Source organism: Streptomyces tatrensis (genome assembly GCF_049310065.1).
Classification (GTDB): Bacteria; Actinomycetota; Actinomycetes; order Streptomycetales; family Streptomycetaceae; genus Streptomyces.
Window position 1 is genome coordinate 6,229,487 of the sequence record NZ_JBMDLB010000011.1, and the last position, 24,129, is coordinate 6,253,615.

The following is a 24,129-nucleotide window of genomic DNA, read 5'->3' on the forward strand; positions in this document are numbered from 1 at the left end:
CGCATCGCTGGTGGACGTCGGCGGGCTCACCGTCGACTTCCCGGTCGGCCGGCCGGGGAGTGCGTACGGGCCGTGGACGGGGTGTCCTTCACCCTGGAGCCCGGCCGCGCCCTGGGCATCGTGGGGGAGTCCGGAAGCGGCAAGTCGACTGTCGCGGCAGCCCTGTTGGGGCTGCACCACGGGACCGGAGCGCGGATCGGCGGCACCGTCCGGGTCGGCGGCACCGACGTGGGCACGGCTTCCCCGGCGGAGCTCAGGGAGCTGCGGGGCGCCGTCGCCGCGATGGTCTTCCAGGACCCGCTGAGCTCCCTGGACCCGTACTACGCCATCGGCGACCAGATCGCCGAGGTGTACCGGGTGCATGCCGATGTGACGCGGCGGGCGGCCCGGGCCCGGGCGGTGGAGGTGCTCGACCGGGTCGGCATACCCGACGCGGTGCGCCGCTCCCGGGCGCGGCCGCACGAGTTCAGCGGGGGCATGCGGCAACGGGCCCTGATCGCGATGGCGTTGGCGTGCGAGCCGAAGCTGCTGATCGCGGACGAGCCGACCACGGCGCTCGACGTCACCGTCCAGGCGCAGATCCTCGACCTGCTGCACGGGCTGCGGGAGGAGCGGGGGCTCGGGCTGCTGCTCGTCACGCACGACGTGGGGGTGGCGGCGGAGAACGTGGACGCGGTGCTGGTGATGCGGGACGGGGGTGTCGTCGAGCGTGGCCCGGTCGGGTCCGTGCTGTCGGCTCCCGCCGATCCGTACACCGTGGCGCTGCTGGCGGCTGTGCCGAGGCTCGACGCGGTGCGGGTGGCCCGGCCGGGGGCGGTTGTACGGGCGCTGCCCGTGCCCGCGCCTCAAACGCCGGCGGGGCTGGATTTGGCGGGGCGGGGTGCGTCCGCTGAGCTCAGAGATCGGGGCTCCGCCCCGGACCCCGCGCCTCAAACGCCGGCGGGGCTGGAATTGGCCGGGCTGGAAACGGGCCCGGTGGGGCTGCCGCGGCAGGGTGGCCGGGTGCGGCTCAGAGATCGGGGCTCCGCCCCGGACCCCGCGCCTCAAACGCCGGCGGGGCTGGATTTGGCGGAAGTTGCGGAGGAGCAGGCGGAGTTGCCCGTCGTCGAGGCGTTTTCGCTGCGGAAGGAGTTCGGGCGGGGGAAGCGGCGGGTGGAGGCCGTGGGTGGGGTGTCCGTGTTCGTGCGGGGTGGGGAGACGCTCGGGATCGTCGGGGAGAGCGGCAGCGGCAAGAGCACCCTCGGGCGGATGCTCGTCGGGCTGCTCGAGCCCACGTCCGGGCAGGTCCGGCGGGACGGGGTGGAGAGCGTCGGCCTGGTGCCCGGGGTGCAGATGGTGTTCCAGGACCCGGTGTCCTCGCTCAACCCGCGCCGGTCGATCGGCGAGTCCATCGCGGATCCGCTGCGCGCGGCGGGGGAGAAGGGCCGGGCCGCCATCCGGGCCAGGGTGGGGGAACTGCTCCTGCGCGTAGGGCTGGAGGAGGCGCACTACGACCGGTACCCGCACGAGTTCAGCGGCGGCCAGCGCCAGCGCGTCGGCATCGCCCGGGCCCTCGCGCCCCGGCCCCGGCCGATCGTCTGCGACGAGCCCGTCTCGGCCCTCGACGTCACCACGCAGGCGCAGGTCACCGCCCTGCTGGCCGAGCTCCAGCAGGAGCTCGGGATCGCCCTGGTCTTCATCGCGCACGACCTCGCGGTGGTGCGTCAGGTCAGCGACCGGGTCGCCGTCATGAGGGGCGGGGTGATCGTGGAGGAGGGCCCCGTCGACGAGGTCTACGACCGGCCGGCGCACGCCTACACCCGGGAACTGCTGGCCGCCGTCCCGTCCCTCGACCCGGCCGTGGCGGCCGCCCGGCGGCTCGGCCGGCGCCGCGGCGGGGAGGTCCTCGCGGGGGCCTCGTAGACCGCCCCACGTAGTTCTTAGCGTGCTCGAACGCGAACCGTACGGGAAAGTTACGACTCTTCACCCCTTCCGGTGGCGCGACGGACAACCGTCCGTCGCGCCTTCGGCATATCCGCTTGAGTTCGTACCCGGCGGGTCGCCGGACCGACGGAGACCGCCTGAAACGGGAGATCGGGGGTGCCACTCGTGCGGATCGGACTGCTCACGGAAGGTGGTTATCCGTATGCGACGGGGGAAGCGAGGCTGTGGTGCGACCGGCTCGTGCGCGGGCTTCCCCAGCACGAGTTCGAGCTCTACGCCCTGAGCCGCAGCGCCGAGCAGGAGGAGCGCGGCCGGGTGCCGCTGCCCCCCCACGTCACCCGGGTGCGGACCGCCCCGCTGTGGGCGCCGGCCGATGACGGGCGCAGCTACCGGCGCCGCGAGCGCCGCCGCTTCGCCGCCGCCTTCACGGAACTGGTCCGCGGGATCTGCGGAGCCGACCCCGCGCGGTTCGCGGACGGGCTGTACGAGCTGGCCGCCCTCGCCTCGGAACAGGGCGGGCTGTACGCGGCACTGCGCTCCGAGACGGCCGTACGGGCCGTGGAGTCCGCCTGCCGCGCCCCCGAGGCGAGCAGGGAAGTGCAGCGGGCGCAGGTCGCGGACCTCCTGGAGTTCGTGGACGAACTGGAGCGGATGCTGCGGCCGTTGTCCCTGGACTGGTACGAGGACCTCAGCGAGGTCGACGTCTGCCACGCCGCCGCGGGCGGTGTCGCGGCGCTGCCCGGGCTCCTGGCCAAACGCTTCTTCGGAGTGCCGCTCCTGGTCACCGAGTACGGGGTCCAGCTCCGCGCCCACTACCTGGAGCACTCCGCGCGGGACGAGCGGCCGGCCGTACGGGCCCTGCTCGCGGCGTTCCACACCCGGCTGGCCGGCGAGATCTACTCCCAGGCCGACCTGCTCACCCCCGGAAACGCGCACGCCCGGCGCTGGCAGGAACGCTGCGGAGCCTCCCGCGAGCGGCTGCGCACGGTCTACCCCGGGATGGAGGCGGACCGATTCGCCGCGGTCGGCGAGGACCCGGCGTGCGGGGACCCGCACACGCTCGTCTGGGTCGGCCGGGTGGACCCCGCCAAGGACCTGATCGCCCTGCTGCACGCCTTCGCCGAGGTGCGCCGGGCCGAACCGCGCGCCCGGCTGCGGATCTTCGCGACGGCGGCCGGCCCGGGTCAGCACGAGGTCGGGCACGGCTACCTGGCCGACTGCCGCTCGCTCGCGGCGCAGCTCTTCCCCGACGAGGCCGCCGACGCGCACGCGGTCGGCGAGAACCCGGTCACCTTCGAGGAGATCGGCGGACCCGACGCGCCGTCCCCGGCCCACGCGTACGGCTCCGGGCGGGTGGTGGTGCTCTCCTCCGTCATCGAGGGCTTCCCCATCACCCTGGCCGAGGCCATGTTCTGCGGCCGGGCCACCGTGTCCACCGACGTCGGCGCCGTCGTCGAGGTGATCGGCGGAACCGGGCTCGTGGTGCCGCCGCGCAACCCGCGCGCCCTCGCCGAAGCCTGCGTCTCGCTGCTGCGGGACCCCGAGCGGGCCCAGCGGCTCGGCTCGGCCGCCCGGGCGCGGGCCCTCGAGCTCTTCACCGTCGAGCAGAACGTCGCCGCCTTCCAGGAGTCCTACCTGCGGCTGCTCGCCCGCGGCCCGGCCCGCCCCGACGGCACCGGAGTGCCCTTCGAGCAGCCGCCCGAGGCCCGGGTCCCCGGCCACTGGGCCACCCCCACCTGGGCCGCGCCCCACCCCGAGCCCACGCCGTCCGCCGCTTCCGGGGGCCCCGCCCCCGACCCGGCCGGCCCCCCGGCCCCGGGCGGGGCCGCCCCCTCCGGCACCCCGGAGGGCGCCGCGGCCGACGGCCCCGATGCCCCCGCCCCGGACGCCGGCCCGGCCGGGCCCGGTGGGCCGGGTTCCGCCGACGGCTCCGGGCCGGGCGCGGCCCGCGTCATGGTGCCCGCCGCGCGTGCCGGGCGCGCCTCGAGTACGGAGGCCTCCGCATGACCGTGCCCCTGGACGAAGCCGTCCCCCTCGACCCGCCCCCGCCCCGCAGGGCCCGCTCCGCCGGGGACCCCGTCAAGGCGCTGCTCCACCGCCACCGGGAGCTCTGCGAGCACGCCGTGGACCCGCTGGAGATCGCCGCCGGGCTGGAGGCGCACGGCATCACCGACCGCACCGCCGCCCGCTTCCGCCACCGGGACGTCTTCTCCCTCGCGGAGGAGCTCTACGCCCGGACCCCCCGCGACGGCACCCCGCCCGCCCCGCCGACCGGGATCCCGGTCCACGCCAAGGCCGTACGGGGCTTCGGCTACGCGCTGCTGCCCGGGGCCCTCGCCCTCGGCGCGGCCGCCGCCGGGGTGCCCTGGGCCGGAGCCTTCGCGGTGCTCGTCACCGTCGCCGGGCTCGGACGGCCGGGCCGGGCCGCGGGGGGCCGCTTCCCCGCCGCCGTGTACCTGCTGGCCGCCGCCGCGCTCGGCTGGGCCGTCCACCGCCACGGCACCCCGCTCGGGACCGCCCTGGCCGTGGCCGTCGCCCCCGGACACCTGGCCGACGCCGTCTTCGCGGCCCGCGCCCGGCGCCGCCTCGCCGGGAGCCGGGCCCTGGAGGACTTCGCCGACGGGGTGAGACCCCTGCTCCTCGGAACGCTCGCGCTGTACGCCGCGGCCGCCGCGGGGGCGGCCGCACTGGCCGGGACCCCCCTGGCGGTGGCCGTACCGCTCGCGGTGCTGCTCTTCCTGACCCGGCTGCTGCTCGGCCACGGAGCCCCGCGCGGAGCCCTCGCGGCGGCCCTGGCCCTCGTACTCGCCCTGCTCCCGTTCCCGGCGGCGCCGTTCGCCGCCGCGGTGGGAGTCCTCGTACCCGCCGTCCTCGTGCTGTCGCGGGCCTCCGCGCACGCGCAGCGGCCCTGAATCCTTCGGAAGCAGACACCGAAGCGCCGTACCCCCCACCCCGATCCACCCATCCACCAAGGAGAACAAGGACATGACCGGCCAGCCAACCAACCAAGGGGCCGCGCGATGAGGGTGTTGCTGATCGGAGCCAACGGATACCTCGGGCGCTACGTGGCGGACCGACTGCTCGCCGACCCCGCGGTCCAGCTCACCGCGCTCGGCCGCGGAGACGACGCCGACGTCCGCTTCGACCTCGCCACCGGAAGCCCCGGCGCGCTCACCCGGTTCCTCGACGCCGTCCACCCGGGCGTCGTCATCAACTGCGCGGGAGCCACCCGGGGCGGTGCCCGCGAGCTCACCCGGCACAACACCGTCGCCGTCGCCACCATCTGCGAATCGCTGCGCCGCAGCGGCTGCGGCGCCCGGCTCGTCCAGCTCGGCTGCGCCGCCGAGTACGGGCCCAGCCAGCCCGGGTCCTCCACGGCCGAGGACGCCGTGCCCAGACCGGGAGGGCCGTACGGAGTCAGCAAGCTGGCCGCCACCGAGCTCGTGCTCGGCTCCGGGCTGGACGCCGTCGTCCTGCGGGTCTTCTCGCCCGTCGGCCCCGGCACCCCCGCCGGATCCCCCCTCGGCCGGCTCGCCGAGGCCATGCGGCGCGCCATGCAGTCCGGGGACGGCGAGCTCAAGCTCAGCGGGCTCGGAGTCCAGCGCGACTTCGTCGACGTACGGGACGTGGCGCGCGCGGTGCACGCCGCCTCGCTGTCGGCGGCCCAGGGCGTCGTCAACATCGGCACCGGCCGGGCGGTCCGGCTGCGCGACGCGGCCGCCGTGCTGGCGCGGGTCGCCGGGTACGGAGGCTCGCTGCACGAGATCGACGTACCGCAGCACGGACAGCACGCCCAGCACCCGCAGGCGCACGGGCACCCCGGGCGGCCCGCCGGGCTCGCCGCGATCGGCTCCCCGCGCTCCGAGGCCACGGCCGAGCAGCTCGCCGCCGCGACGGCCCAGCCCCCGTACCCCTACCCGGACGGCTGCGGAGCCTGGCAGCAGGCGGACGTCCGTACCGCCCGCGACCGGCTCGGCTGGCGGCCGCGGATCAACCTGGAGGAGTCCCTCGCGGACATCTGGATGGAGGCGGCGTGCCGCATCTGACCACCCCGCCGGCCACCGGCCAGGCGGCCACCGAGGCGGGCCGGCTCGGATTGGGAGTGCCCGGGTACGCGCATCCGCTGCTGGCCCCGGTGGAGTGGGCCGAGCTGACCCGGCCCGGCACGCCGCTGCACTGGGCCGTCCTCAACGTCACGGACGGGCCGGGCGGCCGGCCCGACCCGCACTGCACGGAGGCGGCCGCGAAGCTCCGTAACGCGGGCGGCGCGGTCCTCGGCCATCTCGCCATGCGAGACGGAGAGCGGTCGTTCGGGGAGCTCGTCTCCGACGCCCACCGCTTCCGCGACTGGTACGGAGCCGACGGCTTCTACCTCGCGGACGCCCCGGCCGGGAAGGCGGAACTGGCCTCCGTGCGCCGGGTCGTGGACACCCTGCGGGGCCTCGGCGACGGCTTGCGGATCGTCCTCGGACACGGCACCCACCCCTATGAGGGGTACACGGAAACCGCGGACCAGCTGGTCACCTTCTCCGGAACCTGGGCCGACTACCGCTGGTCGCAGGTCGCGGAGTGGACGGCCGACCACCCGCCGGAGACGTTCTGCCACCTCGTGCACGGAGTACCGCGCACGCACCTGGAGGAGGCGCTCCGGATCGCCCGCTGGCAGGGCGCGGGGACCATCTGGTTCACCGACCGGCGCGGGGCCGCTCCCCTGGACCCCTGGGCGTCGATGCCCGGGTACTGGGACGAAATCGTCTCGCGGATCGGACCGGGTGTCTCGGAATGAAGGAGGGCGTGGCAGTGTTACGGGAAGAACCACCGTTAAGACTTAATCATCTACGGAGTCCCCGTGTCGCTGCCACCCCTGGTAGAGCCAGCTGCTGAGCTCACCGTTGACGAGGTCCGTCGGTACTCCCGCCACCTGATCATCCCCGACGTGGGGATGGACGGCCAGAAGCGCCTGAAGAACGCCAAGGTGCTGGCCGTGGGCGCGGGCGGCCTCGGCTCGCCCGCCCTCATGTACCTGGCCGCGGCCGGCGTCGGCACGCTGGGCATCGTGGAGTTCGACGAGGTCGACGAGTCGAACCTCCAGCGCCAGATCATCCACAGCCAGGCGGACATCGGCCGTTCCAAGGCCGAGTCGGCCCGCGACAGCGTGCTGGGCATCAACCCGTACGTGAACGTGGTCCTTCACGAAGAGCGGCTCGAAGCCGAGAACGTGATGGAGATCTTCAGCCAGTACGACCTCATCGTCGACGGCACGGACAACTTCGCCACGCGCTACCTCGTGAACGACGCCTGCGTGCTGCTGAACAAGCCGTACGTGTGGGGCTCGATCTACCGCTTCGACGGCCAGGCCTCGGTCTTCTGGTCCGAGCACGGCCCGTGCTACCGCTGCCTCTACCCGGAGCCGCCCCCGCCGGGCATGGTCCCGAGCTGCGCCGAGGGCGGCGTGCTGGGCGTGCTCTGCGCGTCCATCGGGTCCATCCAGGTCACCGAGGCCATCAAGGTCCTCACGGGCGTCGGCGAGTCGCTGGTCGGCCGTCTGATGATCTACGACGCCCTGGAGATGCAGTACCGCCAGGTCAAGGTCCGCAAGGACCCCGACTGCGCGGTCTGCGGTCCGAACGCGACCGTCACCGAGCTCATCGACTACGAGGCCTTCTGCGGCGTCGTGTCGGAGGAGGCCCAGGAGGCCGCGCTCGGCTCGACGATCACTCCCAAGCAGCTCAAGGAGTGGATCGACAACGACGAGCCGATCGAGATCATCGACGTCCGCGAGATCAACGAGTACGAGATCGTCTCGATCCCCGGCGCGAAGCTGATCCCCAAGGGCGAGTTCCTGATGGGCACCGCCCTCGCGGACCTGCCGCAGGACAAGCGCATCGTCTTGCACTGCAAGACGGGTGTCCGCAGTGCGGAAGTCCTCGCGGTCCTGAAGTCCGCGGGCTTCGCGGACGCGGTCCACGTCGGCGGCGGCGTCATCGGCTGGGTCCACCAGATCGAGCCCGAGAAGCCGGTCTACTAGGCCGGTCCACAGCAGTCACCCGGAGGGGCCGTACCTCGCTCGCGCGAGGTGCGGCCCCTTCGGCGTGCTCCGGTCCTAGACCGGCGAGGTCGGCGCCGGGGACTTCGACGCCGTGCAGACGGTGCCCGCGCCGGGGACCTTGCCGTCGAGCAGGTAGGAGTCGACGGCCTGCTGCACGCACGCGTCGCCGCTGTTGTAGGCGCCGTGCCCCTCGCCCTTGAAGGTGAGCTCCACGCCGACGCCGGGGCCGAGCCGCTCCACCATCTTGCGGGCGCCCTCGTACGGGGTCGCCGGGTCACCGGTGTTGCCGATCACCAGGATGGGAGCCGAGCCGGGGGCGGAGACGTCCGGGGTGTTCCAGGCGCCGGCGACGGGCCAGTCGGTGCAGCCCATCATGGCCCAGCCGAGGAAGTCCCCGAAGACGGGTGAGGCGGCCCGGAACTCGGGCAGCTTCGCCTTGGTCTGCGCCAGGGTGTAGCGGTCCTTGGAATCGGCGCAGCTGATGGCGGTGTTGGCCGAACCGATGTTGCTGTAAGTGCCCTTCGGGTCGCGGCCGTTGAGGGCGTCGGACATGGCGAGCAGCAGTTGCCCCTGACCGCCCTCGGCCTCGTCCAGGCCCTGTTCCAGCAGCGGCCAGGCCTCCTTGGAGTACAGGGCGAAGGCGATGCCGTTCGTCGCGGCGTCCTCCGTGAGCAGCCGGTCGCCGGAGCCGGGGATGGGCTTGGCCGCCAGCTGCTTCTGGAGCTTGATGATGTTCGCCTCGATCTCCTTGGCGGTGCTGCCCTGCAGGACGCACGCGTCGCCGCGGTCCACGCAGTCCTGGGCGAAGTTGCCGAGCGCGAGCTGGAAGCCCTTCGCCTGGCCGAGGGCGCCCTGCTCGGAGTTCTTGGTCGGGTCGACCACGGCGTCGAAGACGGCCCGGCCGACGTTCTTGGGGAACAGGTGGGCGTAGACCCCGCCGAGCTCGGTGCCGTAGGAGATGCCGAAGTAGTACAGCTTCTCGTCGCCGAGGGCCTGGCGGATCCGGTCCAGGTCACGGGCCGCGTTCTCGGTGCCGACGTGGGGCAGCACCTTGCCGGACTTCGCCTGGCAGGCGTCCTTGTACTTCTTGGAGGTGGCGAGGAACTGCTTCTCCTCCTCCGGCGTCGAGGGGCTGGAGTCCGCGGAGTAGTACGCGTCCAGCTGCTTGTCGTCCTCGCACAGCACGGGCGCGCTGCGGCCCACCCCGCGCGGGTCGAAGCTGACCAGGTCGTACCGCTCGCGCAGGGCGCCGTAGTCCTTCGCCGCGCCGGGCAGGGTGCTGATGCCGGAGCCGCCGGGGCCGCCGAAGTTGAAGACGAGCGAGCCGATCCGCTTGTCCTTGTCACGGGCCTTCGCCCGGATCAGCGCCAGCGGGATCGTCTCCCCCTCCGGCTCGGCGTAGTCGAGGGGCACGTCGATGACGGCGCACTGCCAGTCCTTGCCGGGGACCTGCCCGACCCCCTCGGCGGGGGTGGGGGCCTCGCACTCGCCCCACTTGGGTTTCTCGATGTCCTGCGCGGCGCCGTCCTTGCCCCTCTTCTTCTCGCCTCCGCCGTCGGAACAGGCACTGGTGGCGAGCAGCGCGGCGGCAGCGGCGGCGGCAGCGGCCACCCGGAGGGTGTGTGTGGGCATGCCTTCATCCTGTGCGCGCCCCGCGCGCGCCGCCCCCGCGCTGACCCATCCGGGTCATGCGGGGGCGGCGGCCGGCCGTCTCCCCGTCAGTGCGCCGCGGTCGCCGCGGGGATGTCCACGCGGGCGGCCCGGCGGGCCGGCCAGAGGGAGGCGAGGAGGGCGCCGGCGAGGGCGAGCAGCACCCCGAGGGCGAGCCGTCCCCAGGGGATGACCAGGGCGTAGCCCACGACGCTCTCCTGGAGGGTGCGGCCGAGCGCCCAGCCGGTGAACACGCCCATGACCGTGCCGACGGCCGCGCCGAGGGCGCCGACGAGCAGGGCCTCCATGCGGATCATCCGGGTGACTCCGGCGCGGTCCAGGCCGAGGGCGCGGAGCGTGCCGATCTCCTTGCGGCGTTCGAGCACGGACATCGCGAGGGTGTTGGCGATGCCCAGGGCGGCGATCACCAGGGCCATGCTCAGCAGGGCGTAGAAGACGTTCACCTGGTCGCCGATGCCGCTGGTGTCCTCGGTGCGGATGGCTTCCTTGTCGAGGACGGACAGGGCGGGGTTGTCGCCGAGGGCCTTGGTGATGCCCGCGAGGGCGGCCCGGCCGGGTCCGCCGCCGGTGGCCACGACGATCGCGTCGGTGTGCGGAGCCGCGTCGTAGCGGGCGACGAGGGAGTCGGGCGCCGTGATGCTGGGCAGCAGGTTGCTCTGCTGGTCCGCCTGGTAGACGGCGCCGATGGTGACTTCGCCCTGTGTGCCGTGGCGTTCCAGCGGAAGCTTCTGGCCGACCTTCCAGCCGTTCGCCTTCGCCTTGTAGTCGGCCACGGCGATCCGGCCCTCCCTGAGGCCGTCGAGGGAGCCTTCGGTGACCTCGTAGCGCAGGAGGCGGCCGATGGTGGCGGGGTCGACGCCGGTCAGGACGGAGGAGACGCCGCCGAGCCGGTACTCGGTGGACTGGTCGAGCGGGCTGGAGGAGGCGTCCGGCAGCTTGTCGAGGAGCGCGGCGGTGGCGGGGGTCATCCGCTGGCCGCCCGGGGCGGCCTTGACCAGGTAGTCGCCGGTGAGGTCGCGGGTGGTCGCGCCGTCGAGGTACTGGGTGGCGGAGGCCCCGAGGACGGAGAGGCCCGACGCGAGGGTGAGGGCGATGGCGAGCGCGGCGGCCGTGGCGCCCGTACGACGCGGGTCGCGCACGGTGTTGCGGGCGGCGAGCTCGCCCTGCACCGGGCTCACGCGGATCAGCAGCGGCCGGAGCAGGGCGGTGAAGGGCCGCGCCAGGAGCGGGATGAGGGTGATCACCCCGGCCAGGGTGAGGGCGGCGCCGAGACCGATGACCGCCCGGGCGTCCCGGCCCGTGGTGAGGGCTCCGTAGAGCACGGCCGCGGTGCCGGTGACGGCGAGCGCGGCGCCGAGGCCGGTGCGCAGGGAGCCGGCCCGTGCGGGCGCCGCGGGCTCGGCGGCGCCGAGGGCGGCGACGGGCGGGATGGCCATGGCCCGGCGGACCGGAACCCACGCGGCGATCACGGGCAGTGCGGTCCCGACCAGCAGCGCGGTGAACACCGTGGCGGGCAGCAGGACCAGCGGGGCGGCCGGGCTGTCGGCGGGGGAGAAGAAGGCCTGGAGCAGCGCGGCGACCCCGGTGCCGGCCAGGATGCCGGCCACCGAGGCGATCAGTCCGACGAGGACGGACTCGGTGAGCAGGATCCGGCGCACCTGCTTGCGGGAGGCGCCGACGGCCCGCATCAGGGCCAGTTCCCTGGTGCGCCGGGACACCAGCATGGTGAAGGTGTTGGAGATGAGGAAGGTGGCCACGAACAGGGAGACCGCGGCGAAGCCCAGCATGATCTGGCTCATGGTGTCGCTGTCGCTGGAGGCCATGTTCGCCTGGAGGCGGGCGAGCTGGGCGCCGGTGATGGCGCTGCTGCCCTTGGGGATCGCCGCGTCGACCCGGGCGCGGAGCCCCGCCAGGTCGGTGCCGGGTGCGGCGGTGATCTCGATGTTCGTGTAGTGGCCGGGCCGCAGGAACAGCCGCTGGGCGGTGGCGTCCGCGAAGAGGACCAGGCTGCCGCCGGGGGAGAGCTTGGAGGCGTCGGTGCGGAAGGTCCCGCTGAGGGTGTACGAGGCCGCGCCCGTGCCCGTACCGACGCGCACGGTGTCGCCGACGCGGTAGCCGCCCTTGGCGGCACTGGCCTCGTCGAGGGCGATCGCGTGCTCGCCGGCCGGGCCGGTGCCCGCGGTGAACCGGTAGGCGGGGTCCGTGCCGTCCTCGGCCGGGGCGAAGTTGCCGCCCTTGCGGAAGGTGCCGTTGCCCAGCAGCCGGCCCTCGTGGTCGGCGACGGCGGCGAAGCCGTCGACCCGGCCCGCGGCGGCGGAGACGCCGGGGACCGCGCCCAGGGTGGCGGCGGTGCGGGCGTCGAGCGCGGCCGGCGGGGATCCGGGGACGGTGTCGGGCGCGACGTTGAGGGAGACGCGGTCGTAGCCGGCGCTCGCCCGGTCGACGGCTGCCTGCTTCAGGCTGTCCCCGTAGACGAGGCTGCCGGTGACGAAGGTGACCCCGAGCATGACCGCGAACACGGTCATCAGCAGGCGGGCCTTGTGCGCGAGCACGTTGCGCAGGGCGGTACGGAACATGGGGATGCGGATCCTGGGAGGCGGGCCCGGGGTGCGGGCGGGCGGCTGGGTCGGTGCGGGGGCGCGGTGCGCGGGCGCGGTGCTGCCGGGAGCGGGGAGGGGTCAGCTCGTACGGGAGCGGGCGTCGAACGCCTTCATCCGGTCCAGCACCCGGTCCGCGGTGGGCCGGGTCATCTCGTCGACCAGCCGGCCGTCGGAGAGGAAGACCACGCGGTCCGCGTACCCGGCGGCGACGGGGTCGTGGGTGACCATGACCACGGTCTGTCCCAGCTCGCGCACCGAGTCGCGCAGGAAGCCGAGGACCTCGGCGCCGGCCCGGGAGTCCAGGTTTCCGGTGGGCTCGTCGCCGAAGACGATCGCCGGGCGGGAGACCAGGGCCCGGGCCACCGCCACGCGCTGCTGCTGCCCGCCGGAGAGCTGTCCGGGACGGTGGCCGAGGCGGTCGCTGAGGCCGGTCAGCGACACCACGTGGTCCAGCCACTGCCGGTCGGGCTTCCGGCCGGCGATGGTCAGCGGCAGGGTGATGTTCTCCACCGCGGTCAGCGTCGGCAGCAGGTTGAACGCCTGGAAGACGAAGCCGATCCGGTCGCGGCGCAGCCGGGTGAGCTGCTCGTCGTTCAGGGAGCCCAGCTCGGTGGTGCCGATGCGGACGGAGCCGGAGCTGAGGGAGTCGAGACCGGCGGCGCAGTGCATCAGCGTGGACTTGCCGCAGCCGGAGGGGCCCATGATCGCGGTGAACTCGCCCTCGCGGAAGGAGACGCTGACGTCGTCCAGGGCGACGACCCGGGTGTCGCCGGTGCCGTAGACCTTCGAGAGGGCGGTGGTGGCGGCCGCGATGCCGGTCGGTGGGTGGAGTGGGTGCGGATGCGGATGCGGCTGCGGCTGCGGCTGCGGGGCAAGGGGGGCGGCGGTCACGGGGACTCCTCTTCGGCGCGGGAAGCTGCACTTCGAAGGGTGTCCGGGGGACGTATCGGGGCCCGCGCCGCCGGGTATCGGTGGCCGCTCCCGTGCGTATCGGTCCCGTATCGGGCGGGCGGGCTGCCGCTGCGCGGGGCGAAATCCCCTACCCGCCCTTCGCCCGTTCCCCGGGGCTGTGCCCCGGACCCCCTGGGGCTCCGCCCCAGACCCCGCGGCTCAAACGCCGCCGGGGCTGGATGTGCCGCTGCTCGGGGCGAGGTCCCCTCCCCGCCCTTCGCCCGTTCCCCGGGCTGCGCCCGGACCCCCTGGGGCTCCGCCCCGGACCCCGCGGCTCAAACGCCGGCGGGGCTGGATTTGGGCGGCGGTCAGGTGGGCAGGCGTAGCGTGGCGATCGCGCCGCCGGTCGGGGCGTTCGTGAAGTCGAGGGTGGCGCCGAGGACTTGGGCTTGGCCCACGGCGATGGTCAGGCCCAGGCCGTGGCCCGTGCCGCGCTCCGCGCGGCCCGTGTGGAAGCGGCGGGGGCCTGCGAGCAGCAGGTCCGCGGGGAAGCCGGGGCCGTGGTCGCGCACGACGACCGTGCGGCCCTCTACGGTGACCCGGATCGGGGCCCGGCCGTGCCGGTGGGCGTTGACGACGAGGTTGCCGACGATCCGTTCCAGGCGGCGCGGGTCGGTCTCCACGCTCTCGGTCTCCTCGGCGACGTTGATGTCGACCTCCGCGGCGAGGCCCGTACGGGTGACGGCTTCGGCGACGACCTCGCCGAGCGGGACCCGGGCGTGGACCGGCAGTTCGGCGCCCGCGTCCAGCCGGGAGATCTCCAGGAGGTCCTCGACGAGCCCGCGCAGATCGCGCACCCGGGCCCGGAGCAGGTCCTCCGTCTCCCCGGGCGCCAGCAGGTCCGCGGCGGCCAGCAGACCGCCGACGGGCGTGCGCAGTTCGTGGGCCACGTCGGCGGTGAACCGGCGCTCGTCGCGCAGCTTCCGGCCGAGGGTGTCGGCCATGAGGTCGACGGTGGCGGCGATGTCGTCCAGCTCGTCGCGGCCCTGCGTGGGTCCGGTACGGGCGTCCAGGTCCCCGGCGGAGATCCGGCTCGCGGTTTCGGAGACCCGGCTCAGGCGGCGGCCGAGCAGCCCGGCTCCGTAGACGGCGAGGGGGGTGGCCGCGGCGAGGGCGAGCAGGGAGGACACCGCCATCGTGGCGTCGAGCCGGCGCAGCCCGTAGAGCTGCGGGTTCGTGTTGACGCGGTAGGCCAGTACGGGACTGCCCGGGCCGCCGACGCGTTGCGCGGCCCAGACGGTCGGACCGCTGTTCCCGTCGACGTGCCCGTCGTAGGCCGTGTGCCGATCGCCGTCGTCCGGGTCGCGCAGTGCGGCGGGCAGTCCGGGCGGATCGAGCTCGGCGCCCTCGATCAGGGTTCCGGTGCGCCGGTAGGTGTCCATGGCCGAGTGCACGGTGTTGAAGGCCTGCATCTCGGCCCGGGAGCGGATGTCCGACGCGGTCCAGAGGTGTACGAGTACGCCCACCGCCACCGCGACCAGGCAGGCCGTGCCCGCGGCCAGGGCGGCGATCTTCCAGCGCAGGGGGACGCGGCCCGGCCGACGCCGCTCGAAGGGGGCCACCGGTCTCAGCGCTTGAGCTTGTAGCCGAAGCCGCGGACCGTCTCGATCCGGTCCCGGCCGAGCTTGCCGCGCAGCCGCTGCACGCACAGGTCCACGACCCGGCTGTCGCCGTCCCAGCCGTAGTCCCAGACGTTGCGCAGCAGGGTGTGCCGCTCCAGCACGATGCCCGGGTGCGCGGCGAACTCCAGCAGCAGCTTCAGCTCGGTCGGGGTGAGCGCCACCGGGGTGCCGCCGACGGCCACGTCCAGGCCGCCGGTGTGGAGGGTCAGGTCCCCGAAGGACAGGAGCTCCCCCTCGGAGGGGCCCGGACCTTCGGCCGCGGTCTGCCCGGCCGCCGGGGCGGGGGCGTAGGTGGCGCGCCGCAGCAGCGAGCGGATGCGGGCCACGAGCACGTTGGTGTCCACGGGCTTGACCACGTAGTCGTCCGCCCCGGCCTCCAGACCGGCGACGATGTCCAGGCCGTCGCCGCGGGCCGACATCATCAGGACGGGGACCAGGCTGGTCTCCCGGACCTTGCGGCACAGGCCGATCCCGTCGAGGCCGGGCAGCATCACGTCGAGGATCAGCAGGTCGAAGTCCTCGTCGCGGAAGGATTCGAGGCCGGTGAGTCCGTCGGCGGCGGCCCGCACCGTGTACCCGTAGCGCTCCAGGGAGACGCTGAACGAGCGGCGCATCAGCTCGTCGTCCTCCACCAGCAGTACGCGAACGGGTCGCGGGGCGGCGGGAGCCGGGGTGGGGGAGGACACGGGGGACGACTCCTGTTCGGCGGACGGGTGGTTGAGCGGACGGGTGGCTGAAATGAACGATAGGGCCGCGGCTGCCGTGTTTTCCGCAGCCGCGGCCCCGTGGACCGATCAGATGAAGAGCCGAGCGTCCGCTGATACCCGCCCGATACGAACGACGGGCGATCCCTGTCGCCGCGTCCTACGGCTGGGCCAGGACCTGCTTCGCCGCCGCGCGCCCCGTCGCGACGCAGGCGGCCACGCCCACGCCCTCGTACGCCGCTCCGCACAGGGCGATGCCCGGGAGCTTGCCGGCGGCCTCGCGGATGCGGGCGACGCGTTCGCGGTGCCCGACGCCGTACTGGGGCAGGCCCCGGTCCCAGCGGGTGACGCGGGTGGCCAGGGGTTCGCCCATGGGGCCCACCGCGTGGTGGAGCTCGGCGATGGCCGAGCGGACCAGGTGGCGGTCGGGGCGGCCGAGGAGCTCGTCCTCGCCGATGCGGCCGATGGAGGCGCGGAGCACGAAGGTCTCGGGGGCCGCGTCGTGCAGCCAGGACCACTTGTTGGAGAGGAAGGAGGCGGCCTTCAGGGTGTGGCCGTCGACCGGCGGGACCAGGAAGCCGTTGCCCTCGGGGAGGAAGTGGGCCTGGGCGCGGGAGAAGGCCATGGTGATGACGGCCGTCGAGGCGTGCGGGATCGAGGAGAGTTCGGCCTCGGCCATCGGGGAGTGCGGGCGCAGCAGCTCCGCCGCGGCGAAGGCGGGGAGGGCGAGGATCACCGCGTCGGCCTCCATCGTCAGCGCGCCGTCGCCGGTCATCGCCTGCACGCGCCAGCGGTCACCTGCGACCCGCTGGAGCGAGCGGGCCGTCGTCCCGGTGAGGATGCGGGCTCCGCAGGCCTCCGCGACGGCCGCCGGGAAGCGCCCGGTGCCGCCGACGACGCCCTGGACGGCGACGGCCCCCGAGCGGGGGGCGCCCGCCGCGCGCATCCGGCGCAGGGCCGGGAGGAGCGGGGTGCCCGCTTCGGCGAGGGCCGCGATCCGGGGCATGGCCGCGCGCAGCGAGAGCCGGTCGGCGAGGCCGGCGTAGACGCCGCCCAGCATGGGTTCGACGAGCCGGTCGACGGCTTCCTGGCCGAAGCGGCCGCCCAGGTACTCGGTGACCGAGCAGTCCTCGGTGAGCGGGGTGGCCGGGAGGGTCTCCTCGGCGATGACGCGCCGGACGCCCTCGGGGGAGAGCAGTCCGGTGCCGATCAGGGCGGAGGGGTCGGTGGGGACGCCCATCACGTGTCCGGCGGGCAGCGGGCGCAGGGCGCCGTTGGTCCAGATGGTGGTGGCGGCCTTCGCGGGATCGCAGAGGGCCCCGCCGAGTCCGACGGCGGCGGCCAGTTCCACGGCCTCCGGGCGCAGGGCCATGAGGGATTCCGCGCCCTCGTCGACGGTGATGCCGGCGATGGTGCCGGTCCGGAGCTTCCCGCCGACCTTGGCGTGGCTCTCCAGGACGGTGACATCGGCCTGGCCGCGCAACTGCCACGCGGCGGCCAGACCGCTGATCCCGCCACCGATGACGATCACTTGGTTTCTCACAGGACGCTCCGGGCTTCCGGCTCGGGGAGGAACGGGTCCTTGACACGGAGCCGCGAAGCGGCGGAGCGCACTGCGCATCTGTTGTGACCTGCACTTTCTTGGATTGTCAGTGGCCTCGGTTAGGTTGACCGCGTGACGACAGCGCGGATGGCCGAGGATGCCGGGCATGCCCGGTACACCTACCGGCTTCGCGTGTCGTTCACCGCCAGGGCAGCTCTGGAAGCGGAGTGGGCGCGGTGCCGGTGGATCTGGAACGAGTGCTGCGCCCGGTCGAAGAAGGCCCACGCCGAGGACGAGAAGTGCGGTCCGGCAAGGCTGGACAAGATGCTGACCGGGGCCCGTGCCGCGAATGTGTGGCTGCGTGAAGGCAGCAGCGTTCCGCAGCAGCAACTCATCCGGGATTTCGGTAAGTCCCGCGCCAAGGCGCTCAAGGATGTCAAGGCCCGGCTGCCGATGCGGCAGCGGGCAGGGATGCCGAAGTACAAAAAGAAGCAGCAGGTCGACCCGAGCCTGAACTACACCCAGCGCGGTTTCCGGTTGCAGGACGGACGCCTGCTTCTGGCGGGCGGCATCGCCGTGACGGTCGTGTGGTCCCGGGGCCTGCCCGAGCCTCCGTCCTCGGTGCGGATCTACCGTGACAGTCTCGGCCACTGGTACGCCTCTTTTGTCGTCCCCGCCGAAGTGCGGCCGCTCCCGGAAACAGGCGCGGTGATCGGGATCGACTGGGGCGTGACGGAGACCGCGACCACCACCAGCGACGCCCACGACCTTCCCCACGCGCAGCACGGAAAGAATGCCGCCCAGCGCCTGGCCCGCTACCAGCGGATGATGTCCCGAAGGAAGCCGAAGAAGGGGCAGCCTGGTTCGAAGGGCTACCGGACGGCGAAGAAGCTGACGGCGAAGCTGCACAAGAAAGTTGCACGCCAGCGTGAGGACATGGGCCGCAAGTGGGCCAAGTCGGTGGTCCGGGATCACGACCGGCTCGCCGTAGAGGACTTCCGTCCGAAGTTCCTCGCCAAGTCGGCCATGGCGAAGAAGGCCGCGGACGCGGCGATCGGCGCGACCAAACACGCACTGGTCCACATGGCCCGCAAGCACGGCCGTGAACTGCACCTTGTCCACCCCGCGCACACCACCATGGACTGCGCACAGTGCGGAGCGAGAACCAAGCACGCGCTACCTCTCTCGATGCGAACCTACTCGTGCACCGCGTGCGGAGCCGTCTCCCCCAGAGACAAGAACTCCGCCCGCGTCATGCTCGTCCGGGCTGGTCTCCACCCGGCTGGTGCCGATCTTGTAAGACCTGCGCGCCCGCCGGGCCGCAGGCGCAGTGAGCCAGGAATCCCCTCCCCTTAGGGAGGGGAGGATTCAATGAACGCATTGTGTTCTCCCGTGGCCCCGAGGCCGTGGTCGATATGTTCCCATATGGAACTTATGGGACCGGAGTGGGTCAGCGCCTCATGCTTTCGGTCAAAGCCCTGAGATCCTCCTGATGGGGGAAGCTGCCGGGCTCGTACGCGCAGTACGGGTCCGCTTCGAGCACGTCGCGCGTGAAGCCGTACGCCCGGGAGCGCGATCCGCCGCACACCGTCTTGAACTCGCACGCCCCGCACTTGCCGCGCAGCAGCGAGGGGTCGCGGAGCTTGGTGAAGAGCGCCGAGCCCCGGTAGATCTCGGTCAGCGGGTGGTTCTTCACGTTGCCGGCCGAGAGCGGCAGGAAGCCGCTGGGGTGCACCTCGCCCGTGTGCGAGATGAAGACGAAGCCGCGGCCCGAGGAGACGTCCATGGGCGGCCGGCGCACGGCCCGCTGCTCCCCGTCGAAGACTCCCAGCTCGCGGGCGCGGGCCGTCAGGCGTTCGTACAGCGGGCCCAGGGCGGGCCGCTCGCCGAGCGCGTCCAGGATCGTGCGCTGCAGCACGACCCGCCGGAAGTGGTGGCCCTCCGTCGTCTTGGTGGCCATCACCGCCCCGCAGTCGTACAGGAAGTGCAGGACGTCCTCGATCTCGGCGGCGGTCAGGGAGTCCAGTTGTTCCCCGCGCCCGGTCGGGACCAGGACGAAGCCCGACCACAGCATCGCGCCCTCGCGCTTGACCAGCGCCGCGATGTCGGCCAGGTCCTCCAGGCTGTCGCGGGTGACCGTGGTGTTGATCTGCACCTTGAGCCCGAGCTCCCGGGCGGCCCGCCAGCCCTCCAGCGTCCAGTCGTAGACCCCGGACACGCCCCGGAAGGCGTCGTGGCGCCCTGCCGTGGAACCGTCGAGGGAGAGCGAGAGCGCGATGGCCCCCGCTTCCCGGACCGCTACGAGGTTCTCCCGGGTCAGCGTCGGCGTACCCGACGGGGAGACCGCGACGCGCAGGCCGAGCGAGGTCCCGTACGCGATCAGGTCGGTGAGGTCGGCGCGCTGGAAGGGGTCCCCGCCGGTGATCACGAAGAGCGGGCCGGGCTTGCCGAAGGCGGCGATCTGGTCCATCACCCGGCGGGCGTCCGCCCCGTCGAGCTCCTCGGGATGGCGCAGGGTCTGCGCCTCGGCCCGGCAGTGCAGACAGGCCAGCGGGCAGGCCCGGGTGGCCTCCCAGATGACGATGAACGGCCGGTCGGAGACCGCGTGGCGGGGGCTGCGGACGACCGTGTGGGCGGAGCGGGGATGTGCGGGACCGGGGCGGGCGTGCGCGGAATCGGGTCGGGTGTTCACGAGACCCGCTCCCAGCCGCGCTTGCTCGGGCGGTTGGCGAGCTGCTTCGGGTCCCGCTTGCGGTAGACCACGTACGGCCGGAACAGGTACTTCAGCGGCACCGAGAACATGTGCACCAGGCGCGAGTACGGGATCAGCGCGAACAGCGTGAAGCCGAACAGGATGTGGATCTTGAAGGCGAGCGGGGCGCCCGCCATCAGCTGGTAGTCCGGGGTGAAGGTGAACAGGCTGCGGAACCACACCGAGATGCCGTCGCGGTAGTTGTAACCGTCCGTCATCCCGGCCGAGTTCATCAGGGTGGCGGTGAGCCCGAGGATCATCGCGCCGAGCAGGAACGAGTACATCAGGTGGTCGCTGCGCAGGGTCGCCCTGCGCACGGCCGGAACCTTGAAGCGCCGGTAGACCAGGATCCCGATGCCCACGGCGGCCGCGACCCCCGCGACGGTGCCGGTGGAGAGCGCCATCAGGTGGTACGCGTGGTCGCTCAGGCCCACCGCGTCGGTCCAGCCCTTCGGGATGAGCAGGCCGACCACGTGGCCCACGACCACGAAGAGCATGCCGAAGTGGAAGAGCGGCGAGCCGATCCGCAGCAGCCGCGACTCGTGCAGCTGCGAGGAGTGCGTGGTCCAGCCGAACTTGTCGAAGCGGGCCCGCCAGACCGTGCCCGCGATGAGCAGGGCGATCGAGACGTACGGCAGTACGCCCCACAGGAGGAGGTCCATCAGGCGGGCATCCTTTCGGAGGCGGTCGAGTGGGCCGTCGTGGGCCAGGGGAGGTCGGTGGGGACCACGCCAGGAAAGTCGGCCGGCATGTCGAGGCCCGGCCCGAAGGGCTCCAGTGCCGAGCCCGCGCCCACCAGCTCCTGCGGCGGCCCGTTCTTCGCGAGGGCCTTGGCCTCCGCCTTGGTCTCGGGGGAGGGGCCGGGCAGCGTCGCGCAGACCGCCTCCAGGATCCGGGCGTACGGGGATCCGGACTCGGTGAGCGCCAGGCGCAGCAGCTCCAGCCCCGCCCGGTGTTCCAGGAGCAGCCGGGTGCCGGCCTCCTCCTCGCGGGCGGCGAACTCCAGGGCCACCGGGAGGAAGTCGGGCAGTTCCTCACCCGCGAACTCCAGCCCGAAGTCCCGGTAGATCCGCTTCAGCCGGACCAGGGAGAGACCGCGCCGGCGGGTGTCCCCGTCCACCCACCAGGTGAGGTAGAGGCAGCGGCGGTTGCGGGTGTCGAAGGTCGAGGTGTACTGGGAGCACAGCTCGATCGGGGTCTGCCGCTCGGCCTCGTCGAGGAACGCGCCGAGCAGCGCGGCCGGTTCGGCGGGCGCCCCGGCGAGGGCCGCACGGAGCCGCGGGAGTTCGTCGTGGAAGTAGTCGCCGGGGTACTGCAGCACGCAGCCCGCGACCAGGCGTACCAGCGCATCGCCACTCATCGGGTCCCGGGTCACCTGGTTTCTCCCAGGATGCCCCGTCCTTTAGGGCGGGGAGGAATGGGTCCTTGGGCCGGAGGCGTGGAGCGCCGGAGTTCGGTTCGCATCTGTTCTGACCTGCTCTTTCGCCTGTTGTCAGTGGTGGGGGATAGGTTGCTGGGATGACGATGGCGCCGATGGAGGGGGATGCCGGGCATGCCCGGTGGACCTTCCGGCTGCGTGTGTCGTCCACGGCCCGCACGGCCTTGGCGGGCGAGTGGGACCGGTGCCGCTGGGTGTGGAACGAGTCCTGCGCGAAGTCGAGGCAGACACACCTTGCGAACAAGTACTGGTCCGAAGGCCCGGACAAGCGGACGTGTGGTCCGGCGCAGCTCGACAAGATGCTGACCGAGGCCCGGAAGGCGAACGCTTGGCTGCGGGAGGGCTCCTCGGTGCCGCAGCAGCAGTTGATCCGGGATTTCGGGACGTCCCGTGCGAAGGCGCAGAAGGACATCAAGGAACGGCTGCCGATGCGGCAGCGCGCAGGGATGCCGAAGTACAAGAAGAAGCGGGAAGCGCGGCCGTCCCTGAACTACACCAAACGCGGCTTCCGGATCAAGGACGGGAAACTGCACCTGGCCGGCGGCATCGCCCTGACGGTGGTGTGGTCGCGGAATCTTCCTGAGGACCCGTCCAGCGTGCGCGTCTACCAGGACAGCACGGGAGCCTGGTACGCCTCCTTCGTCGTCCCCGCCGAGACCCGGCCGCTGCCGGAGACCGGCCGTGTGGTCGGTATCGACTGGGGCGTGCGCGAGACCGCGACCACCACATCCGACGCTCACGACCTTCCCCACGCCCAGCATGGGAGGAACGCCGCCGTCAGGCTCGCCCGCTACCAGCGGATGATGGCCCGGCGCAAGCCGCCGAGGGGCAAACCCGGCTCGAAGGGCTATCAGGCGGCGAGGAAACACGTCGCGAGGCTGCACAAGAAGGTGGCCCGGCAACGCCAGGACGCCGGCCGCAAGTGGGCCAAGCGTGTGGTGACCGACCATGATGCCCTGGCGGTGGAGGACTTCAAGCCGAAGTTTCTCGCCAAGTCCACCATGGCCCGCAAGGCGGCCGACGCGGCGATCGGCGCGACCAAGACGGCCCTGATCGAGATGGGCCGTAAGCACGGCCGGGCCGTGTTCCTGGTACACCCCGCGCACACCACGATGGACTGCGCGCAGTGCGGAGCGAGAACCAAGCACGCACTACCTCTCTCAGAACGAACCTACGCCTGCACCGCGTGCGGAGCCGTGTCCCCCAGGGACAAGAACTCCGCCCGCGTGATGCTGGTCCGGGCTGGTCTCAACCCGGCTGGTGCTGATCGCGTAAGACCAGACCAGGCGCTGCCTGGCCTGGCAGCGTGAGCTAGAAATCCCCTCCCTTCAGGGAGGGGAGGATTCAAGAACGCCTCCTGGTATCACCGAGATTGAGCATCACCCGGGGTTCGGGCAGGGCGCCGACGGGGCAGCCCTGGTCCGTGTCGTTGAGCGGGTGTGAGTCGGCGAGCGCGTCGGCCTCGGCGCGGGCGGCGCTGGGGATCACGAAGCGGTCCTCGATCTTGGCGATGGCGAGGAGCCGGAACATGTCCTCCATCTCCTGGCCGGACAGCCCGACGGCCCGCGCGATCGACTCGTCCCGCTCCTCGCCCAGGTTGACGCGGCGCATGTAGGCGCGCATCGCGGCCATCCGGCGCAGCACCGCCTCCACGGGCACGGTGTCGCCGGCGGTGAGCACCGCGGCGAGGTACTCGACGGGGATGCGCATCGCCTCGATGGCGCCGAAGAGGTTGCCGGCGTCCTCGCCGTCGCTGCCGGTGGCGGCGACCGCCTCGACGACGGGGGAGAGCGGGGGCACGTACCAGACCATCGGCATCGTCCGGTACTCCGGGTGGAGCGGGAGGGCGACCTGGTAGGTGGCGATCAGGTCGTAGACCGGGGAGTTGCGGGCCGCGTCGAGCCACTCGTCGGTGATGCCGGCCGCGCGGGCGGCGGCGATCACGGCCGGGTCCGCGGGGTCCAGGAAGCACTCCACCTGGGAGGGATACAGATCGTGCTCGTCCTCCACCGCGGCGGCATCGGCCACCTTGTCGGCGTCGTAGAGCATCACGCCGAGGTAGCGCATCCGGCCCACGCACGTCTCCGAGCACACGGTCGGCATGCCGACCTCGATGCGCGGGAAGCAGAAGGTGCACTTCTCGGCCTTGCCGGTCTGGTGGTTGAAGTACACCTTCTTGTACGGGCATCCGGTCACGCACATCCGCCAGCCGCGGCACTGGTCCTGGTCGACCAGGACGATGCCGTCCTCCTCGCGCTTGTACATCGCGCCGGAGGGGCAGGAGGAGACGCACGCGGGGTTGAGGCAGTGCTCGCAGATCCGCGGCAGGTAGAACATGAAGCTCTGCTCGAACTCGAAGCGGATCTTCTCGCCGACCTCGTCGCGGATCCTCTCGATGATCGGGTCCTGCGGGGCGTGGGTGGGCGCGCCGCCGAGGTTGTCGTCCCAGTTCGGACCCCACTCGATCTTGTCGATGGGCTCGCCGGTGAGCTGGGAGACGGGCCGGGCGGTGGGCATGTCGTCGCCCGCCGGGGCCTCGGTGAGGTTCTTGTACTCGTAGGTCCAGGGCTGGTAGTAGTCGTCGATCTCCGGCAGGTCCGGATTCGCGAAGATCTTGCCCAGCTTGGCGAGGCGGCCGCCCGCCTTGAGGCGGAGCTTGCCGGAGCGGGTGCGCTCCCAGCCGCCCTTCCACTTCTCCTGGTCCTCCCAGCGGCGAGGGTAACCCTGGCCGGGGAGGGTCTCGACGTTGTTGAACCAGACGTACTCGGTGCCCTGCCGGTTGGTCCACGCCTGCTTGCAGGTGACCGAGCAGGTGTGGCAGCCGATGCACTTGTCGAGGTTCATGACCATGGCTACTTGGGCCATAACGCGCACGA

At 72.8% G+C, this 24,129-nt stretch carries 18 protein-coding genes; 8 read left to right on the plus strand and 10 right to left on the minus strand.

Annotated features, from left to right (window positions below):
- Positions 1-72: 72 nt before the first annotated feature.
- From ACODT5_RS44460 to moeZ, 6 genes are all read left to right on the plus strand, one after another.
- A complete protein-coding gene (locus ACODT5_RS44460) occupies positions 73-1,902 on the plus strand; it encodes a dipeptide ABC transporter ATP-binding protein (protein ID WP_422524580.1) in 1,830 nt (609 codons plus the stop codon).
- A 186-nt stretch (positions 1,903-2,088) separates the two neighbouring features.
- Positions 2,089-3,930, plus strand: a complete 1,842-nt coding sequence (gene pelF, locus ACODT5_RS44465; protein WP_422525237.1) for a GT4 family glycosyltransferase PelF — start codon at positions 2,089-2,091, stop codon at positions 3,928-3,930.
- Positions 3,927-4,835 carry a hypothetical protein gene (locus tag ACODT5_RS44470; protein WP_422524581.1) on the plus strand — a complete coding sequence of 303 codons (909 nt, stop codon included), beginning with the start codon at positions 3,927-3,929 and terminating at the stop codon, positions 4,833-4,835. The genes pelF and ACODT5_RS44470 overlap by 4 nt, the downstream gene beginning before the upstream one ends.
- A 108-nt stretch (positions 4,836-4,943) precedes the next feature.
- Positions 4,944-5,969: an NAD-dependent epimerase/dehydratase gene (locus tag ACODT5_RS44475; protein WP_243335987.1), complete on the plus strand. Its 1,026-nt coding sequence runs from the start codon at positions 4,944-4,946 to the stop codon at positions 5,967-5,969.
- On the plus strand, positions 5,957-6,709 hold the full coding sequence (locus tag ACODT5_RS44480; protein WP_422524582.1) for a spherulation-specific family 4 protein: 753 nt from the start codon (positions 5,957-5,959) through the stop codon (positions 6,707-6,709). Before ACODT5_RS44475 ends, ACODT5_RS44480 begins: the two co-directional genes overlap by 13 nt.
- A 63-nt stretch (positions 6,710-6,772) precedes the next feature.
- Entirely contained in the window at positions 6,773-7,951 is a 1,179-nt protein-coding gene (gene moeZ / locus ACODT5_RS44485) for an adenylyltransferase/sulfurtransferase MoeZ (protein ID WP_266904765.1), read from the plus strand.
- A 75-nt stretch (positions 7,952-8,026) separates the two neighbouring features.
- Here the strand turns inward: moeZ and ACODT5_RS44490 are convergent, their stop codons facing one another.
- The 6 genes from ACODT5_RS44490 to hemG form a co-directional block, all read right to left on the minus strand.
- The gene (locus ACODT5_RS44490; protein WP_422524583.1) at positions 8,027-9,604 is read right to left on the minus strand and encodes an alpha/beta hydrolase; all 1,578 of its coding nucleotides are present in this window, start codon (positions 9,602-9,604) and stop codon (positions 8,027-8,029) included.
- An 86-nt stretch (positions 9,605-9,690) separates the two neighbouring features.
- The gene (locus tag ACODT5_RS44495; protein WP_422524584.1) at positions 9,691-12,219 is read right to left on the minus strand and encodes an ABC transporter permease; all 2,529 of its coding nucleotides are present in this window, start codon (positions 12,217-12,219) and stop codon (positions 9,691-9,693) included.
- Positions 12,220-12,321: 102 nt separating this feature from the next.
- On the minus strand, positions 12,322-13,056 hold the full coding sequence (locus ACODT5_RS44500) for an ABC transporter ATP-binding protein (protein ID WP_422525238.1): 735 nt from the start codon (positions 13,054-13,056) through the stop codon (positions 12,322-12,324).
- A gap of 446 nt (positions 13,057-13,502) precedes the next feature.
- The gene (locus ACODT5_RS44505; protein ID WP_422524585.1) at positions 13,503-14,756 is read right to left on the minus strand and encodes a sensor histidine kinase; all 1,254 of its coding nucleotides are present in this window, start codon (positions 14,754-14,756) and stop codon (positions 13,503-13,505) included.
- A gap of 5 nt (positions 14,757-14,761) precedes the next feature.
- Positions 14,762-15,502: a two-component system response regulator CseB gene (gene cseB, locus ACODT5_RS44510; protein ID WP_422524586.1), complete on the minus strand. Its 741-nt coding sequence runs from the start codon at positions 15,500-15,502 to the stop codon at positions 14,762-14,764.
- Positions 15,503-15,680: 178 nt separating this feature from the next.
- Positions 15,681-17,063, minus strand: a complete 1,383-nt coding sequence (gene hemG, locus ACODT5_RS44515; RefSeq protein WP_422524587.1) for a protoporphyrinogen oxidase — start codon at positions 17,061-17,063, stop codon at positions 15,681-15,683.
- A gap of 147 nt (positions 17,064-17,210) precedes the next feature.
- Here hemG and ACODT5_RS44520 point away from each other — a divergent pair, with 147 nt between their 5' ends.
- Positions 17,211-18,419, plus strand: a complete 1,209-nt coding sequence (locus ACODT5_RS44520; protein WP_422525239.1) for an RNA-guided endonuclease InsQ/TnpB family protein — start codon at positions 17,211-17,213, stop codon at positions 18,417-18,419.
- A 94-nt stretch (positions 18,420-18,513) separates the two neighbouring features.
- Here the strand turns inward: ACODT5_RS44520 and ACODT5_RS44525 are convergent, their stop codons facing one another.
- From ACODT5_RS44525 to narJ, 3 genes are read right to left on the minus strand one after another with little or no spacing between them, the layout of a single operon-like run.
- Positions 18,514-19,755: a TIGR04053 family radical SAM/SPASM domain-containing protein gene (locus tag ACODT5_RS44525; RefSeq protein WP_422524588.1), complete on the minus strand. Its 1,242-nt coding sequence runs from the start codon at positions 19,753-19,755 to the stop codon at positions 18,514-18,516.
- A complete protein-coding gene (narI, locus tag ACODT5_RS44530) occupies positions 19,752-20,477 on the minus strand; it encodes a respiratory nitrate reductase subunit gamma (RefSeq protein WP_422524589.1) in 726 nt (241 codons plus the stop codon). The genes ACODT5_RS44525 and narI overlap by 4 nt, the downstream gene beginning before the upstream one ends.
- On the minus strand, positions 20,477-21,175 hold the full coding sequence (gene narJ / locus ACODT5_RS44535; RefSeq protein ID WP_422524590.1) for a nitrate reductase molybdenum cofactor assembly chaperone: 699 nt from the start codon (positions 21,173-21,175) through the stop codon (positions 20,477-20,479). The genes narI and narJ overlap by 1 nt, the downstream gene beginning before the upstream one ends.
- A 164-nt stretch (positions 21,176-21,339) precedes the next feature.
- Here narJ and ACODT5_RS44540 point away from each other — a divergent pair, with 164 nt between their 5' ends.
- Positions 21,340-22,563: an RNA-guided endonuclease InsQ/TnpB family protein gene (locus tag ACODT5_RS44540; RefSeq protein WP_422525240.1), complete on the plus strand. Its 1,224-nt coding sequence runs from the start codon at positions 21,340-21,342 to the stop codon at positions 22,561-22,563.
- 34 nt (positions 22,564-22,597) lie between these two features.
- On the opposite strand, the gene narH is transcribed toward ACODT5_RS44540, so the two are convergent.
- The gene (gene narH / locus ACODT5_RS44545) at positions 22,598-24,127 is read right to left on the minus strand and encodes a nitrate reductase subunit beta (protein ID WP_422524591.1); all 1,530 of its coding nucleotides are present in this window, start codon (positions 24,125-24,127) and stop codon (positions 22,598-22,600) included.
- Positions 24,128-24,129: the final 2 nt, after the last annotated feature.